This is a genomic window from Veronia nyctiphanis, assembly GCF_004116385.1.
In the GTDB taxonomy this organism is placed as follows: Bacteria; Pseudomonadota; Gammaproteobacteria; order Enterobacterales; family Vibrionaceae; genus Veronia; species Veronia nyctiphanis.
The window spans coordinates 85,211-102,178 of the sequence record NZ_PEIB01000007.1; the positions used below are offsets into that span (position 1 = coordinate 85,211).

Genomic DNA, 16,968 nt, shown 5'->3' on the forward strand with positions numbered 1-16,968 from the left:
GATATGCAAGTCGTGGATCTATTAAGCCATTGTTATCGCTAGGCCATCGGTGGTTGATGCAGACTTTGTACTCACTCTGTAATCTTCTGATTTTACGGTTGAGACAAAGTGCCAAACAGCGTCAACTTTTTCATGTGTTGCGTTGAGAGCCAGATAGCCCCTTTGCGACAAATCTGTGAATTGCAGGTCTTTAACAAGTTGTGGCATCACCATTTCAAACTGCTTAATCGCTGCGATATCCATGGCGAGATATTTCTCCATACCAGGAGAGCTGACGGAGCTTGTTGCAAACTCGACACCAATATTAGTACCTGAATGGTTTTGGAGTTGCCCTGCCCACGCATTATGGGTATCACCAGCAAGAGAGATTAACTGTTTATTGTGGTGCCCAAACTGAGCCAAAAGCCATTCCCGCTCTGCGTAGAATCCATCCCATGCATCCAAATTGTATGGAAGGTGAGGGACTGAAGATTTGTCTGCCAATTGCAGATAGCTCTGAATAGCTTGGTTAACGGCTGCCATGGCTTCAGCTTTTTTATCGGCCGGGGCATTTAGAAGGCCAAATATCGCCATTAATACTGTGTGAGGTAAGGCCATTTTAGTCATCAAGACCTGCTGGCCAAGCACGCTCCACTTTGCCTTATTCTGCGGCAGTTTTTCTGTCAGCCATTGCTTTTGGGACTCACCGAGAAGTTGTCGCTGAGGCGAATAAGATTCGGCAATGACTTTCTGTACTTCTGTTGGGTCACCTGATGACGGGTAGTGGAGAGGCTTATCGCGGCCAATGACTCGCGTATCCAACATATAAAGATCCAACAGATCGCCGAATTGAAAGTCACGGTAAATCAGCATATTGGAATCTGTATTTTCACGCACAGGTAGCCATTCTACCCAAGCCGCTGCCGCAGCAGCACGACGAGCGTCATAACTACCCTCTGTGACATCATCATGGTTTTCTGCGCCATTTTTCCATGCGTCGTTAGCGATCTCGTGGTCGTCCCACACTGCAATCATGGGGATATCTGCATGTAAAGCTTGTAAGTTCGGATCAGAGCGATACTGGGCATAACGTTTGCGATAGTCATCTAGCGTCAGGCACTCACTCCCTTTGCTTGGCAGTCGTCCCATTGCGGCTGCGTCTTCTGTCGCGTAACCATCAGAACCATATTCGTAGAGGTAATCGCCGAGGTGGATTACAGCATCAAAAGGGTTACTTTGGTGTTGGGTAACGATTTCTTTGTAGACGTTGAAGTGACCTGCTGGGTAGTTTGAGCATGAGACAACAGCTAGCGATGCGCTGTCTAGGGAGCCCTCCGCAAGGGTCTTTGTTTGGCCAATTGGGCTAAATTTGCCGTTACATTCGAAGCGGTAATAGTAACGCGTATTTGGTTGGAGTTTTTCTGCGTCGACTTTAACGGTGAAATCGCGATAGTTGCCAGTGACAAATTCACCTTGCTTGCTGACAGAAGTGAAATCTGCATCGGTTGCGATCTCCCACTTCACATTAACTTCGCTGGCTTCAGTCGTTACACGTGTCCACAAAATAATGGCGGTTTGGGTTGGGTCGCCGCTGGCGATGCCATGTTGAAAAGACACGGGTTCGTTATTGTTATTTTTGGATGAAACACAACCTGCGAGGCTTGTTGCGATAGCACCGCCCGAAACGGACTGAATAAAGTGACGTCTTGAAATTGGCATACATTGCTTCCTTGATAAACTGCATCAAACTGGACTGACCAGTCCGGAAGCTTTCCATTCTAATATTACATTTTTGTTTATCGGTACACTGTTCAATCAATAGCAGAACGAAATTTCGAGTAGCTTCAAGAATCTGCCTCGTAAACAAAAAAAAGCCTCTCGTGAGAGAGGCTTTTTTATAAACACTTTTAGCTAAAGCGATGGGCTTTTAAACACCATCATTTTGTCTCTTGTCATGTCGTGCATGGAGTATTGAATACCGCCCAGCCCCATGCCTGATGCGTCGCGGCCTCCAAATGGCATCCAGTCTACCCTAAATGCCGTATGGTCATTAACCATCACTGCTGTGGCATTGAGGCGGCTGCTTGTGTAAAGCGCATCCTCAAGGTTTTGCGTATACACGGCAGCCTGAAAAGCAAATGGCAGGCTATTGGCACGTTTAATCGCATCATCTTTGTCTGTGTATGAGTAAACGCAAACAACAGGGCCGAATATCTCTTGTTGTGACACGCGGGCCGTTTCCGACGGGTTGAGTATCACGGTCGGTGCGTAGCAGTGGTCAGATATTTTCTCGCCGCCACAAAGTATTTTCGCACCTTCTGCTTTGGCTTCTTCAACCCACGCGGATACACGGTTGACTTCTTGCGCAAGAATAAGCGGACCGACTTCTGTTTCCGGATCAAGCGGATCGCCTACCTTCAGTTTTCTGGCGCCTTCACTGATGCGTGTCGCTACTTCATCACAGATAGACTCGTGAACATAAACGCGTTGAACTGAGACACACACTTGCCCTGCGTGGTAGAAACCACCCTTGGTGAGTTCAGGGACAACAGCATCTAAATCTGCGCTTTCATCCACAATCACGGGCGCGGCACCACCATGCTCAAGTGCACAGCGCGTGCCGGGTGCGAGCAGAGAGCGCAGCATCCAGCCTACTTTTGCTGAACCGATAAACGACAAGAAGTTCACCCTTTCATCACTGACCAGTTTGCTTGCTGCGGTGTTGTCGCAAACCAATGCCTGACACCAGCCTTCTGGCAGACCTGCCTCTTTCAGGATCTCAACGAAACGTATGCATGACAGAGGTGTGGTGGTGGCAGGTTTAACAAGCACAGGACAACCCACTGCTATTGCTGGCACGGTTTGGTGAATGATCAGGTTCAAAGGATGGTTAAACGCACTGATTGATGATACGACACCGATAGCTCACGCTGGGTAAATGCCAGACGATTTGCCGACGATTGGGTGTGCCCCATAGGGATTTGCTCGCCCTTGATTTGTGGGATGTGTTCAATAGCGAGCTTGACGCCATTGATCGCACGCATGACTTCAACCTTAGAATCCATGTAAGGTTTTCCGCCTTCTTCAGCGGCAAGCTCCGTCAGCTCCTCAACCTGTGTTGACATGATTTCTGCGGTTTTTTCCAAAATGGCAACCCGCTGGTGGGCGGGAAGCCATGCATTGCGGTCTTGAAACAGCGCGTGAGCACGCGCTATCGCCTTGTCTACATCCTCTTCATTCTGTGTCGGGATGGACTTGATGAGTTTGCCGTCAAACGGGCGAAAAACCTGAAGTTCAGGCATGTGAGCGCTCCTTATCCTGACTATTTAATGTCTTTACTTTCTTTGATCAACACGTTGAGAATCGAGTGATTCAATGAGTAGTCAACAGGCAGGTCGATGAGGTGAACACCTTTGGTATTCAACGCATGCTTCAAAATAGACTGAAACTCATCATGGCTGTCTGGCCTGTGCCCGATAGCCCCGAAGCTATTGGCATATTTTACGAGGTCCGGATTATCGAAATCTAAGCCCCAATTTGCTAGACCTTGGCCTTCCTGTTTCCATTTGATCATGCCATAGGCGCTGTCATTGAGGATGATGACCACCATGTCCAGCCCCATTCTTACTGCCGTTTCCAGCTCCTGAGAATTCATCAGGAAACCGCCATCACCATTAACTGAAACCACTTTTTTCTGGGGATAAAGCTGTTTGGCTGCCATTGCAGACGGAAGACCTGCTCCCATGGTTGCTAATGCGTTATCAAGCAATAAGGTATTGTTGGTGTGGCATAAGTAGTTGCGGGCGAACCAGATTTTGTAGACACCATTGTCAAGCGTGACGATGTCTTCATCATCAAGGTTATCCCTGAGCACTTTCACCAAACGCTGCGGCAACATAGGAAAACGGCGGTCTTCAAAATACTTAGTGGTTTTCTCTGTTACGTATTGTTTAACGCGAGCGAAGTAGTCCATGTTTTGTTGAAGCTCGCCGACTTTATCTGTTAGACGTTCAACAGAAGCAGTAATATCGCCTACAACATTCACTTGTGGGAAATACACTTCATCAGTTCGTGCGCCAAAGAAATTCACATGGATAACTTTCGTTCCATCTCTTTCCATGAAAAACGGTGGCTTTTCTATAACATCATGACCGACGTTAAGAATCAGGTCAGCTTTCTCAATGGCACAGTGGAGGAAATCATGACTGGAAAGGGCCGCGGTGCCAATAAAGCGTTCGTGTCGCTCGTCAACAACGCCTTTACCCATTTGTGTATTAAAAAAGTAGATGCCTGTCTTGTCGATAAACTCAGTGAGTGCTGTACTAGCCCGCTTTCTGTTGGCACCCGCACCAATCAAAAGAAGGGGCATTTTCGCGTTTTTGATCATTTCCGCCGCTTGATTTAATGCTTTTTCATCAGCTTCAGGGCGTCGACTGTTCACAACGTCGAAAATCTCAGCTTTTGACTCTTCTGCTGCTATGTCCTCAGGCAACTCTAGGTATCCGGCTCCCGGTCTTTCTTCCATGCATTGACGGAACGATTCCCGCACCATGGCAGGCACGTTGTTACCATCGACGATTTGTTCTGAATACTTAGTGATGGGTTTCATCAGATTGACGACATCAACAATCTGGAAGCGGCCTTGTTTACTCTTTCTTATTGGTTTTTGGCCACCCAACATGATCATTGGCATCGCACCCAACTGCGCATAAGCAGCTGCGGTGACAAAGTTAGTTGCGCCCGGACCAAGCGTTGAAAGGCAGACACCCGGCTTACCGGTCAGTCGGCCGTATGTCGCTGCCATAAAGCCAGCGGCTTGTTCGTGACGTGTGAGGATGAGTTTGATTGGTGAGTCTTTAAGTGAGTCAAGAAAATCGAGATTTTCTTCCCCCGGGATCCCATATATATACTCAACACCCTCATTTTCTAATGCTTTTACAAAAAGATCTGATGTTTTCATTTCTTCATCTCACATCCGGAATTATTGACGGCGTGCGAAGTTCATAGCGATACAGCAGGCATTGTGAGAGCTATCTTTTCTCTCGCCAATTCACTGAGTCAGCGCGCGAGTATTTAACCTATCAATAAGACAGGTATTTTTATTCAGTGTAGACTCAGACCAGATAACGGGGAGAGAATTTCAGCAAGTCGGCAACACATCAACCGAATTTTCAAGCTATGTATGTCACGCATCTACTCGAAAAATCGTAACATTCACAAATGCGCATTTAGCGTCCAATATTCGGTAAACGCGGTAAAAGAAGAAGATTTAAGTAGGTAATTAGTGAATATCTTTCGTATTTATCACCATATTCACTCAAATAAAAATAGTCATGTCTGGGCTGATGCCTCTTTCATGTCTGACATTCTGCCGTAGACCTTCTTCTTCATTGCTTTCTGAAGCAGCGTGTAACTGATAGCAGCCTGCACAAATACGGTTGATACAGAAAGAAGCCATATCGTCGTGACCTCAAAGTTATCTTTTGAGACCAGATAGATAAGACACAGGCTAAATGTGCCTACACGAATAAAGGTGCTGGCGAGTGAGGGTAGGGTATTGCCAAAAGACTGAAACATACCTGAGGACGTCATCACAATCCCTGTTGGTACAAAGTTAAAGCCGATGAAGCTCAGGAAGGTTGCGGCGACGAGAATAACCTCTGGGTCGCTGCTGAAAGGCGTCAACATAATTTCGGGTGCAAAAATACAGGGCAGAGCTACCAGCGCCATCAAGGAGACTGTCATGACCATCGATATCTTGTAAGTCGCATGAACTCTCTCAAACTTTCCTGCAGCAAAGTTTTGTCCTGCAATTGCAGGCGTAGCAAATGCGATAGCCATTACAGGAAGGAAGAGTGACTGACTGATACGTGTACCTAAGCCAAACCCAGCCTGTTCGGCAGAGCCAAATTGACTCAGCGCCCAATAGATCATCGCCATGTAGAAGAACGTCAGCATAAATTCACTGCCTGCCGGGACCCCGACTTTGAGTAAACTTCGCAAGACTGGCCAGTTGGGGCGCACTTTTGATAGCTGAAGAGTCAGTGTTTTCGGGTTGTTGTACAGGTAGCCAATGGCAAGTAAAAGGACAAGTAGCGCAGATACGGAGCTTGCTAGCGCAGCGCCACTCACCTCCATTTGCGGGAAGAGCCCTCCCGCACCAGTAATGAGCAAAGGAGACAGAATTGCATTGGTAATGATGCCAACAACCTGAATAGCCATGAAGGGTTTCACTAATCCAGCTCCACGCATACTGGCAGTAATAACAACAAGGATGAACTGGAGTGCGAGAGAGGGTAAGAACCAGTTGAAATATTGTGACGCCAAAATCTGTACCTCGGCTGTACTCGCGAGTGCATCAAGATAGGTTCCACCAAACGAGTATCCTAGGAGACAAATGATGATGGTTGATGTGATGCCGTAAAACATGGCGTGGCTATAAACAGATTCTGCTTTTTCTCTGTCTTTCCGTCCCATTGCGTGTGCAACAAGTGTGGCACAGCCAACGTTCAGAATTTGCGTCAGTGCCATGTTAAAGAAAAACAGGTTTCCGGCTGCACTGACCCCTGCGAGAGCCGCATCTCCAAGTTGGCCGACGAAATATAGGTCGATAAGGAAATAAAGTGTTTGTATCAGTAACCCAGTCGCAATAGGCACAGCCATACTGATGATATGCCTGTGTATCGGGCCAGTTGTAAGGTCTTGCATCGGTTTTCCTAAAATGGGGAAGGGCGAGCAATGAGCTTGGCTCAGAGATGGTTGGTGAGGTTTAGAGATTCACCAAGGTGAAGAACACATGATCTGGCAAATATTGATAGCTTGCAACATATCCTGTTGTGATATTGCGTGGGAGTCTACGAAATCATTTTAAGTTGAAGACAAAGTACCGCTGAACTTAATCAACGACACTTTGAGTTTCTTTGTCACGCTAATTATTTAACCCCTGGAAGGACGGTATGGCCATGGACAAATTGGGAGAGGCCAAGTGGTCGTCACTTGTTGGGCTGGCTCAATAAAACCGAAGGCAATGAGAACATCAACCGGGAGTAAAGGAATCAGCCTACCTCCTGTAATTTCATCAGATTGCGCAATTGAAATTTCTTTCTTCATCAGTATTTCCTCATTAAAATCATTGTGTAAGTCATTGTTCGAGATGCAAACTGTCTTTGATATTTTTGGTTTAAAGCATACGAGTAAAGGCTTTGAAGAAAGGCTCAAACAGCCATTCGAAAAGAGAGACTTCAGGCCTCAAAATATCAGCATTGATGAGCATCCCAGTTTTGAAACCCTCGACGGGAAGCTGCTTCTTGCTGTTATTGGTATAAATTTCTATGTCTGCTTTGTAATAAAGAGAACGTCGGGGTAAGTCCACAATGAAGTCACTGTGTTTGTAAGTGGATGACGACATTTTGATGATTTTTCCCTGAAAGATACCGAATTCATCAACGGGAAAGGCATCAACCATGACGCTGACATCTTGCCCCACCTCTGTATTGTTGAGGATGTTGGTGGGAATGAAGATAACGGCGCGTTTCACAACTCCGTCGTCAATAGGAACAATTTCCATCACAGAGCGTCCATCAACAACCGTACTGTCACCCAATGAGACCTTGAGATTATTGACTGTGCCGTCACGTTCGGCATAGACATGGGTCGTCTGCTTTTCACTAATCTCAACCAGTTGTTTTTTAACCGCAGAGATTTTCATGGCTTCGTTGTTCAGCACAACTTCAATTTTATAATCAGACTTCTCTAACTCATTGTTAAGGCGCGCAATATCTGTTAGTAATGCGCTCTTACTCAACTCGTGATTTGCCAGTTCTTTCTCGGCATTGATCAAATTCAGCTGTTCACTCTCATATTGCGCCAGTGTCGCCAGTTTTTTCAGGTGAAGATCCCTAATACGCATGACGTGTTTTTTCATCAATGCGATGTGCTGCAACTGTTTATTGATGATTTTCTCCATGCTAATGCGTTGGGCTGATTTAGCCTGAATCTCGGTTTGTAGGGATTGCGTATTTTTTTGATGATCTAAGCGAAGGTAGGCCATGTTTTTCTCCAACCTTTCGATATCTTCTTCCAGTTGCTGTGTCACCTTCCTTCCCAACGGTGAGCTACCGTCGATGCTTTGCGTAGCTTCAAGAGTAAAAAGCAGATCGCCTTTTTCCACGTTATCACCCTCCTGAACCCTGACATCAACCACTTGACCTGACGAGGAAAGTTTCACATCGACTTTGTTCTCTTCTCCCAGTAAGTAACCAACCGCCGAATCGCTGGCTGTATAGTGGACATTAATCAGAATGAGGATTGCTGTGGCAAATACAGAGACAATGCAGTATGAGAAAAAACGCAGAATTGGCGGGGTTTCCACTCTGCCAGAAACGAATTTATCGAAATTACTTTTCATATCTTCCTCGACATGTTGAATATTCTGACGGCCATAGAAGGATTCAAGATCCAGCCAAAGTTGCCACTGCGTTACTCGGGCCGTCACTTTGTCCTGGAGGTCTGAATAAAGGATTTGGTTGAAGGGTCTCCTTTCAGCACACACAACGGATCGTTCACTTTGACCACAAAGCGAAGTGATATTGAGGTCAGCGTTTGGCCTGTTAATCAGAGAAAGTTGAGAACACACACTGAAGAAAGCTGCACTTTCGCTATGAGTATTGGCGAGTTCTTCAATCACCGCTGAGCCAATTACTTGTTTGGAAAATAGGTGAGTGTATTTGGCTTTTTTCTCTCCAAAGTTAATGTTGGACGACATCAGCATCATCAATTTTGATTCTGAGGCAATCAATGTAGCGAGCGTAATTTCGATATCTGAATCTGTGTTACACAGGATATGAATGTTGTGTGCCGGCAGTAGCCTAGACACAACATCCTTCAGGAAAAAGCGGTTGATGTGATGCTTACTATGACTGTCGAGAAGCAGAACAACCGTGCGATCTTCTGCAATGTGATTAACCAACGACAACATTATGCTCTGGAGACATCCAAAGGGATGGATGAACATGAAAATCTTACTTTCATTGTTTTCGAGAACACCTAGGGTTTGTACCTTATCAGCGTGCTTGAGTTGGTTTTTTAGCTTGCCAATACGTGTTTTTGGCAGTAACCGACGGCTCTGTTCACACTGAGCATGGAAACGGGAAAACTCCTGACTAAGTTCCGGTGCGTTGGACCGCTGATCTGGCATGATTAACACCAGATTCTCACTAAACTGACGCCTTGTTTTGCTGCTCTCGCGCTTAATCCGTTGCTTGATCGCGAAGACATATTTTAGGCAAACAGTTGGAAACAGACGAAAGAGTTGTAACCACACCGCGACACAGAAAGTGACCAGCTTCTGATGTTTTTCAAGCGTGACGTTAGCTGATGGCTCGCTCATCATTGACCTCCAGGGATTTTAATTTACGTAACCTGCCATTGTGAATGAGGTAGCTGGTGTCAAACCTGTCAACGATGGTTGTATCGTGGGTGATAACAATTAAGGTGCAGTGGACGTGCTTCATCACATTGTTGACCAGTTTCTGTGATGTTTTTGCATCCAGATTTGATGTGAATTCATCTAGGATCAAGCATTGCGGGTTCTTATAAAGCGCCCGAGCAATCAGTACACGCTGCTTTTGGCCCGCGGACAGGAAGCCGGAGTTTTCGGTCAGCAAGGTCTTATATTTGCTGGTCATTTGCTGGATATCATCGAAGATGAGGCTGAGTTTACAGACCCGGTCGAGTAAGCTGTAGTCTATGTCGTAGCTCGTAAGCGCGATATTTTCCTCAAGTGTGCCAGCAAAGATATAGTCATCCTGAGACAGGGTTGAGAAGTTCGCACGCTGATTAATCAGGTTAATGTCGTTTGTATTTCCACCATTAATTGTTAAATCACCTGATGACTGTCGATGAAGCCCTGAGATGATGTTAGTCAGTGTGGTTTTTCCAGACCCAGTCTTCCCAACAATGCAGATTTTTTCACCGGGTTGAATCGACAAGTTAATACTGTTCAGTATTTTTCGGTTTGCACCTAAAGGTGTGAATTCTAGATTTTTCGTTGTAATAGCGAGTCCGGGCTCGGGGTTGCTGTCCATCAAGTGAACTTTCTTTTGATGGTTTCCTTTTGCCGATAAATCTGCATTATGTTCAACATATTCGATTTCAGAGTCTTCGCTGACAATGTCGTTCACACGCTCCAAGTGCACACCGATAGAATCTTTTAAGATCAGTGCTTCAATCAAGGAGATAAACTTCTCTGTAAACATGTTTTTGTACATGATGAAAGCGAAAAGTGTCCCGACACTCATTTCGCCTTGAATAACGAAAAGGCCACCAGTAGTCACAATCAGCACAAGTTCACTATAGAGAAATAGTTGGCTCAGTGAGCCGATAGAAATATTGAGTTTTTGTCGTTTTAATGAAGCTGAAATAGCAGATGCGTACTGACTGCCCCACTGACTTTTTTTACTTTTTTCGTTTGAAAATGCTTTGACTGTTTTGACTGATTTTATGGTGTCTATGGCTATCGAATCTGACTTTGCAGATTCGGTAACAGCGAGTTTCTCAGCATCGACCACTTTCGATTTTACCGCGAACTTGGCCAGTCCAAATAACACCATCACGGCGGCAGATAATAAAGTGAGTGTAACATTGAAATAAAGCATGACACTCATTGTCAGTAAGACAATAATGCCAGAGGTTACAATGGTCAGCAAACCATCAATCATAAAGCTGGTGATCATTTCAGAAGATTTTAAACGCGCCAGACAATCACCAGTTCTTCGCCGTTTAAAATATTCGATGGGGAGATAGACCATTTTTGAAAAAATACTGGTTCCAAGCTTTTCGACCAACCTGAATTTTAAATTATTTTTAGCGAGCTCATTAATATGGTTAAAGAGTATTTCATGAATGAAAATTGCGGCGAATACGGTTGATAACACATAGAGGAGATCGATATTTCCTCGATTGACTGCTTCATCAACGACTTTCTGAACATATAAGGGTGATAAGAGCGAAATTAAGACTGTACAAAATGTCACTACAAGAATGAGGAATAGACTTTTACGAAACCCCGGCATCACTTTGGCTATATCAGAGAATGTAAGAGGAGTAATTTTATCTTTGTCGACCAGCTTGCTGACATCGACATCTTTCTTGATGTCTGGGACGAGTTCAAGCGCATATCCTGATGCGTACTCTTTAAATTCACTGTGGGAATACGTTCTTTTTCCTAATGCAGGGTCAAGAATAGTAATCAACTTTTCAGAAATAGACTCAAGTACCACAAAATGGTTGCTGCCCCAGTGAAGAATAGCAGGAAGTTCCAACTCTTCAGGGGTGGCCACATCGAACTTCACGGCAGATGTGTACATACCGATCAATTCGGCTGTTTCAGCTATTTGCCTGACTGAGACGCCACTGTCGATCGATGTTGGGTTGAGCTTACGCAGTTGTGGTAGGCCAATATCTATCCCATATTTACAAGCAATCATTGCGAGGCAGGCATTACCGCACTCAGCATTTTCCGACTGAAAAATAACGTTCATTACTAATATCTCTTGGTAGTTGGCCACTATCAAAGATGGTAAAAATAATAAGGAGGCCGATATTGACCTCCTTAAATATTACTGACACTTATGATGGCCTAAATGCACCTACAACTGAGCCTAGGGGACCTGCGACACCGCCTACTGCACCTACAAATCCACCAAGTGCGTTGAGGAAAGGCACCATTGCACCAAGGACTGTAAATAGACCGTCCCAAAACTCTTTTCCTCCGCCCATGATTTCATCGGCTTCATGACAAGTTATCTGTTGTTTCATAATTTGTTTCCTTAATTACGTTTTTCAACGTAATCTGACAGCAAGAAAAATAAAAAGTAGATTTATATTTAATTATTTTCTTTTATTACCTATTAGGTCCCAAATGGTAACGGCAAGACCAATACCTGCTGTAATTAGACCGATTCCTGCAGCAGCAGCACTTAGACCTGCACCAGCAATACCAATTATACCAATTGCGATTGTGAATGGGTCCATTCCGCCGGTAACCTGATCAGCTTCTTTTTTATTCATAACTTTTTTTCATTGTGTTTCTCCTTTTTATATATGTGAATTACTTTCCGAAATTTAAAATCGAAGTGATTAATTCAATATATTTTCATTGATGATTATGATGATGTAATTGTTTTATTTCTAATGTGAAACTCAATGCTGTTCCACTGACTGAATACAATATTATCTTTTAATTTATTTGTTAATGGCGTGATTGACAGTTGTGGAGCAATGTCAAATTTTTACCAATTATATTATCGAATGAGGATTGTTAGTGATTTTTTGTATTAATCTGGCCTTTATTTTGCTGTGTTTTGAATATTTTTTTATTTTTTATTTTTTACGAAATATAAATTTCATTTTTATAAAAATTTATTTATTAATATTAATACATTGGTTTCAAAATAAATAAAACCCATTGTTGATTATTTTAATTGGAATTTAAATAAGTCTATGAAATAAAAAAGCCTGCAGCATGCAGGCTTTTAAAAAAGGACAAGTTTGACTCAAAACATTCGGGTGAACGCTTTAAAGAAGGGTTCAAACAGCCATTCGAATAATGATATCTCTGGCTGTAAAATATCTGCACTGATCAGCATTCCCGTTTTGAATCCTTGCATCGGAAGGCTTTTCTTGGCCTTGCTGGTGTAGATTTCGATGTCTGCTTTGTAGTAGAGCGACCCTCTGGGTAAGTCAACAACAAAGTCACTGTGCTTGAAGCTTGAGGACGACATTTTGACGATTTTGCCATTGAAGCTACCAAATTCGTCAACAGGGAAGGCATCTACCATGACTCTGACATCTTGGCCTATCTCAGTATTGTTAAGAAAACTGGTAGGTATGAACAACACAGCATGTTTAACCGAACCCTGTTCCTCAGGTGTAATTTCCATTATGGGGCGTCCGTCAACCACTACGGTGTCACCCAATGAGAGTTTAAGGTTATTGACGATGCCTGAGCGCTCAGCGTTTACAGTAACAAGACGATCTTCGTTAAGCTCTGCAAGTTGTTTTTGAATACCTGAAATCTTCATTTCTTCATTGTTAAGAACCAGTTGAAGCTTAAACTCACTTTTGGCCTTTTCATTTTTCAGACGCTCAATATCGGTGAGCAGCCCTTTGCGCCTGAATTCGTAGTTAGCCAATTCTTTTTCAGCGTTAATGAGTTTGAGTTGTTCGCCTTCGTACTTTGCCTGCGGTGCAAGTTTTCTCTCATGAAGATCTTTTAGGCGATTAACTTGTTTGCGAAAAAGTCGTATGTGCTGATTTTGTTTGGCGATGATTTGATCAATGCTTTCAACCTGTTCGGTTTTGGCTGAGATATCTGAAGAAAGCAGTTTCCTATTCTGTTCGTGGTCAAGCTTGATGTATTCCATGTTTCTGTGCAGAGTTTCTATGTCTTGCCCCAGTTGTGCAGTAACAGTTTCACCAAGTGGTGAGTGCTTGTTGATTGAGCCGGATACTTTAAGTTTGAAGAGTAAATCGCCCATTTCGACATAGTCGCCTTCCTCCACATTGAGGTTGACCACCTGACCAGTATTGGCAATTTTGATTTCGGCTTTGTTATCAGCACCAAGCAAGTAGCCAACAGCGGTATCACTTGCTGCGTAATTAACATTCACAAGCACCACGGCTGCGGTGAAGAATATCGATAAGACACCGTAGGAGAAAAAGCGAAGAATCGGTGGTGTTTCTACACGGCCAGTAATAAAAGAATCAAAGTTGGTTTTCATTTCCTGTTCTACCTCTTTGAGTTGTTTGCGGCCATAGAAGGATTCAATGTCGAGCCAAAGATGCCAACCGGTGATTTGGTTTACGACAGCATCCTGTAAGTCAGCATAGATTTCATTGCTCCAAGAATAATCGGTATGGAAGCGCTGACTGGAGACTTTGGGCATCACTATCTTGGCTATCGAGAGCTGTTGTTTACTAGCTGTAAACAACGTCATGTTTGAATGAACGGTATAGACACTGTTACTTTCGCTTGTTTGATTGATCAGTGATTCTATCTTTTTAGAGGCAACAACTTTGCGGGAGAAGAGGTTGATGTAATTGCAGTCTTCTCCTTTTAGACAAAGTGTTGTCGGGAAAAAAATAGCGAGCTTTTTGTCCCCTTCGATCAGAGACGCGAGTTTTTCCTCAAGGGACGGGTCATCATTTCTTAGAACAAGCGTTTCGCCAGCAGGGTGAAGTGTTCTCAGTATGCCGTTTAGAATGACATTGCTGACGAAATGCCGACTGTATACATCCAGTATGATGACAGCCGTTCTGTCATTGGACACTCGGTTGACCAGGGAGAGCAAAATGCTCTGTAAGCAGCCAAACTGATGAATAGAAATGAACTGTACTTTCGCCTCGTCTCTGCACCATTCTGTCCCATTCTCGACACTGACTTCTGTCAGCATTTTTTTGATTGATCTCAGGCTGCTAAAAGGGAGCAGGCGTCGGCTTTTATCGATGCGATAAATGTTTTTTGTAAATTCGTGGCTTTTCTCGGGCAGATCAGCCAGTAAATCTGGCATCAGAGCTGTGACATTATCTTTGAATACATCACCTAATTTGTTGCGGGTTCTTTTGCCGATCCAGAACGTTCGATAAATGCCTGCCAGTAAAAAGGTGGGCATTAATCTGAAGACACCCAACCAAAAACGAATACCAAATTCAGCCCACTGTTTGTGTTTAGCTGACGCGGCTTTGAGAGAGAGTTGACTCATTGTTCCCCTCCAATGCTTTAAGTTTTCTTAGTCGCCCATTTCGAATCAGATAAGCGGTGTTGAACCTGTCGACAATCGACGTGTCATGTGTGATCACAATCAGGGTGCAGTGAACATCTTGCATGATGTTATCGACCAGTCTTTGTGAGGTTTTCGCATCAAGGTTGGACGTGAATTCATCGAGGACTAGACATTGCGGATTTTTGTAAAGGGCGCGGGCAATCAGAACACGCTGTTTTTGCCCCGCTGACAGGAAGCCTGAATTTTCTGTCAACATGGTTTTGTAGCCGCTGGTCATTTTCTGGATATCATCGTAAATCAGACTGAGATGGCAAACGTAATCGAGAAGCGCGTAGTCAACGTCATAACTGGTGAGCGCAATATTCTCTTCGAGTGTGCCAGCAAAGATGTAGTCATCCTGAGACAGGGTAGAGAAACAGGCACGTTGGTTAATGAGGTTGACTGACTCGGTACTGATATCGTTGATAACAAGGTTTCCGGATGACTGTTTGTGTAAGCCGGAAATGATATTCGTCAGTGTCGTTTTCCCTGAACCCGTTTTACCCACAATGCAGACTTTCTCACCTGAACGTATCGTGAGGTTGATATCGTCGAGTATCTTCCGGTTGGCGCCCAGCGGGGTAAACGACAGTGACTCGGTTTTAATTGATAGCCCAGCTGCGGATTGTCACCAAGAAGTCGAACCTTCTTGCTACCTGAATTCGCCTCGCCGACCAAGCGGGTGGACTTTTCTGCGATATTTTCTATCTCTGATTCTTCGCCAATCACATCGTTGACACGGTCTAAATGGACTTCAATAGAGTTTTTAAGGATCAACGATTCAATGAGAACGATGACCTGCTCGGTAAAGATATTTTTGTACATGATGAAGGCGAAAAGTGTGCCGAGACTCATTTCCCCTTCAATGACGAAGTAGCCGCCTGTGGTGACAATCAAAACCAGCTCACTGGAGAGGAAGAGTTTGCTCAGTGCACCCAGCACAATGTTGAGCTTTTGGCGCTTTAACGATGCAGCAATCGAGGTGGCATATTGACTGCTCCATTGGTTCTTTTTGCTTTTTTCATTCGAAAAGGCCTTAACTGTTTTCACTGACTTAATGGTATCAATGGCCATTGAATCAGCTTTAGCTGCTTCGTTTACCGCGAGCTTTTCAGCCTCGATAACACGACTCTTAAAGCGAACTTTGCTGTACCAAACAGTGCCATAACACCCATAGAGAGCAGAGCTAACATGGGATTGAAATAGAACATTACACTCATGGTGAGAACAATGATGATGCTAGCAGTAATGATGGCCAGCACGCCGTCGACCAGAAAACCGGCGACAACCTCTGTTGATTTGAGCCTTGCCAAGCAATCACCGGTTCTTCTGCGCTTGAAATAATCCATAGGCAGATAGATAAGCTTGGCAAACATGCTGGTTCCCAACTTTTCACCGAGTCGGAATTTCAGGCTGTTTGAGGCGAGACCTGTTAAATAGCCGAATACCATCTCATGGAAGAAGATGGCGGCGAAAATGGTTGAGAGAACAAAAAGTAAATCCAGGTTGCCCTTACTGATCGACTCGTCGACGACTTTCTGGACATAAAGAGGGGAAAACAGAGAGATGATGGCGGTACAAAATGTGACAATGAGGATCAGAGATAAACTGCCACGAAAGCCCGGCATCATTTTTCTTATGTCACCAAAACCCACCCCTCGTTTACCATCATCATTAATCAGGTCAGCACCTGAGACGCTTTTACTGAGATCAGGTGTCAACTCCAGCGCAAAGCCTGTTGCCATCTCCTGAAATTTGTCACGAGAGTAGGTGCGTTTTCCAAGTCCGGGGTCGAGTACTGTAATTTTGTCTTTTGACAACGAATCAAGCACAACAAAATGGTTGCCCCCCAGTGTAAAATACAAGGCAGGTCGAGCTCTTCTGGCTGGTTGGTATCGTATTTTACCGCTGAAGTATCTAGGCCCAGCATTTGGGCTGTTTCTGATATTTGCCGTATTGATACCCCCGCATCAATGGATGTCGGATTGAGCTTTCTTAACTGGGGTAAACTGACATCAATACCATACTTGTTGGCAATCATTGCCAGACAGGCGTTACCACACTCCGCATTTTCGGATTGAAGGATCACCTTAGTTTTTGCAGAACTCATGTACACCTCTGGCTTTCAAGAAAGAGAAAGAATGGCGATATCACCAGTGGTTCGTTT

The 16,968-nt window shown here is 44.3% G+C and carries 12 protein-coding genes and 1 pseudogene; all 13 read right to left on the reverse strand.

From position 1 onward, the window contains the following. Positions 1–21: 21 nt before the first annotated feature. Positions 22–1,698: an alkaline phosphatase D family protein gene (locus CS022_RS08020; protein ID WP_129121853.1), complete on the reverse strand. Its 1,677-nt coding sequence runs from the start codon at positions 1,696–1,698 to the stop codon at positions 22–24. Positions 1,699–1,890: 192 nt separating this feature from the next. Next, entirely contained in the window at positions 1,891–2,862 is a 972-nt protein-coding gene (locus tag CS022_RS08025) for an aldehyde dehydrogenase family protein (protein ID WP_268967880.1), read from the reverse strand. Further along, positions 2,859–3,281 carry an aldehyde dehydrogenase family protein gene (locus tag CS022_RS27235; protein ID WP_268967881.1) on the reverse strand — a complete coding sequence of 141 codons (423 nt, stop codon included), beginning with the start codon at positions 3,279–3,281 and terminating at the stop codon, positions 2,859–2,861. Before CS022_RS27235 ends, CS022_RS08025 begins: the two co-directional genes overlap by 4 nt. A 20-nt stretch (positions 3,282–3,301) precedes the next feature. Then, on the reverse strand, positions 3,302–4,939 hold the full coding sequence (locus CS022_RS08030) for an acetolactate synthase large subunit (protein ID WP_129121854.1): 1,638 nt from the start codon (positions 4,937–4,939) through the stop codon (positions 3,302–3,304). Positions 4,940–5,310: 371 nt separating this feature from the next. Beyond that, positions 5,311–6,687, reverse strand: a complete 1,377-nt coding sequence (locus CS022_RS08035) for an MATE family efflux transporter (RefSeq protein WP_129121855.1) — start codon at positions 6,685–6,687, stop codon at positions 5,311–5,313. Positions 6,688–6,915: 228 nt separating this feature from the next. Continuing rightward, the gene (locus CS022_RS24835; protein WP_161569595.1) at positions 6,916–7,089 is read right to left on the reverse strand and encodes a hypothetical protein; all 174 of its coding nucleotides are present in this window, start codon (positions 7,087–7,089) and stop codon (positions 6,916–6,918) included. Positions 7,090–7,159: 70 nt separating this feature from the next. Continuing rightward, positions 7,160–9,370 (reverse strand): HlyD family secretion protein, encoded by a 2,211-nt coding sequence (locus tag CS022_RS08040; RefSeq protein ID WP_129121856.1) that lies wholly within the window; start codon positions 9,368–9,370, stop codon positions 7,160–7,162. Next, positions 9,348–11,519 carry a peptidase domain-containing ABC transporter gene (locus CS022_RS08045; RefSeq protein ID WP_129121857.1) on the reverse strand — a complete coding sequence of 724 codons (2,172 nt, stop codon included), beginning with the start codon at positions 11,517–11,519 and terminating at the stop codon, positions 9,348–9,350. Before CS022_RS08045 ends, CS022_RS08040 begins: the two co-directional genes overlap by 23 nt. Before the next feature lie 88 nt (positions 11,520–11,607). Further along, the gene (locus CS022_RS08050) at positions 11,608–11,796 is read right to left on the reverse strand and encodes a hypothetical protein (protein ID WP_129121858.1); all 189 of its coding nucleotides are present in this window, start codon (positions 11,794–11,796) and stop codon (positions 11,608–11,610) included. 72 nt (positions 11,797–11,868) lie between these two features. Continuing rightward, a complete protein-coding gene (locus CS022_RS08055; protein ID WP_129121859.1) occupies positions 11,869–12,048 on the reverse strand; it encodes a hypothetical protein in 180 nt (59 codons plus the stop codon). 485 nt (positions 12,049–12,533) lie between these two features. Then, complete coding sequence (locus CS022_RS08060) at positions 12,534–14,741, reverse strand: putative HlyD family type I secretion protein (protein WP_129121860.1); 2,208 nt, start codon at positions 14,739–14,741, stop codon at positions 12,534–12,536. Continuing rightward, the gene (locus CS022_RS08065) at positions 14,707–15,309 is read right to left on the reverse strand and encodes an ATP-binding cassette domain-containing protein (RefSeq protein WP_201746239.1); all 603 of its coding nucleotides are present in this window, start codon (positions 15,307–15,309) and stop codon (positions 14,707–14,709) included. The genes CS022_RS08060 and CS022_RS08065 overlap by 35 nt, the downstream gene beginning before the upstream one ends. Continuing rightward, positions 15,276–16,911, reverse strand: a pseudogene (locus tag CS022_RS28030) (ABC transporter transmembrane domain-containing protein). Before CS022_RS28030 ends, CS022_RS08065 begins: the two are co-directional and overlap by 34 nt. Positions 16,912–16,968 lie beyond the last annotated feature (57 nt).

Excerpts from the sequence above, each read along its gene's own strand:
- CS022_RS08055 (WP_129121859.1), bottom strand. The coding sequence starts at position 12,048 with ATGAATAAAAAAGAAGCTGATCAGGTTACCGGCGGAATGGACCCATTC.
- CS022_RS08020 (WP_129121853.1), bottom strand. The coding sequence starts at position 1,698 with ATGCCAATTTCAAGACGTCACTTTATTCAGTCCGTTTCGGGCGGTGCT.
- CS022_RS08035 (WP_129121855.1), bottom strand. The coding sequence starts at position 6,687 with ATGCAAGACCTTACAACTGGCCCGATACACAGGCATATCATCAGTATG.
- CS022_RS08045 (WP_129121857.1), bottom strand. The coding sequence starts at position 11,519 with ATGAACGTTATTTTTCAGTCGGAAAATGCTGAGTGCGGTAATGCCTGC.
- CS022_RS27235 (WP_268967881.1), bottom strand. The coding sequence starts at position 3,281 with ATGCCTGAACTTCAGGTTTTTCGCCCGTTTGACGGCAAACTCATCAAG.
- CS022_RS08040 (WP_129121856.1), bottom strand. The coding sequence starts at position 9,370 with ATGATGAGCGAGCCATCAGCTAACGTCACGCTTGAAAAACATCAGAAG.
- CS022_RS08050 (WP_129121858.1), bottom strand. The coding sequence starts at position 11,796 with ATGAAACAACAGATAACTTGTCATGAAGCCGATGAAATCATGGGCGGA.
- CS022_RS08030 (WP_129121854.1), bottom strand. The coding sequence starts at position 4,939 with ATGAAAACATCAGATCTTTTTGTAAAAGCATTAGAAAATGAGGGTGTT.
- CS022_RS24835 (WP_161569595.1), bottom strand. The coding sequence starts at position 7,089 with ATGAAGAAAGAAATTTCAATTGCGCAATCTGATGAAATTACAGGAGGT.
- CS022_RS08060 (WP_129121860.1), bottom strand. The coding sequence starts at position 14,741 with ATGAGTCAACTCTCTCTCAAAGCCGCGTCAGCTAAACACAAACAGTGG.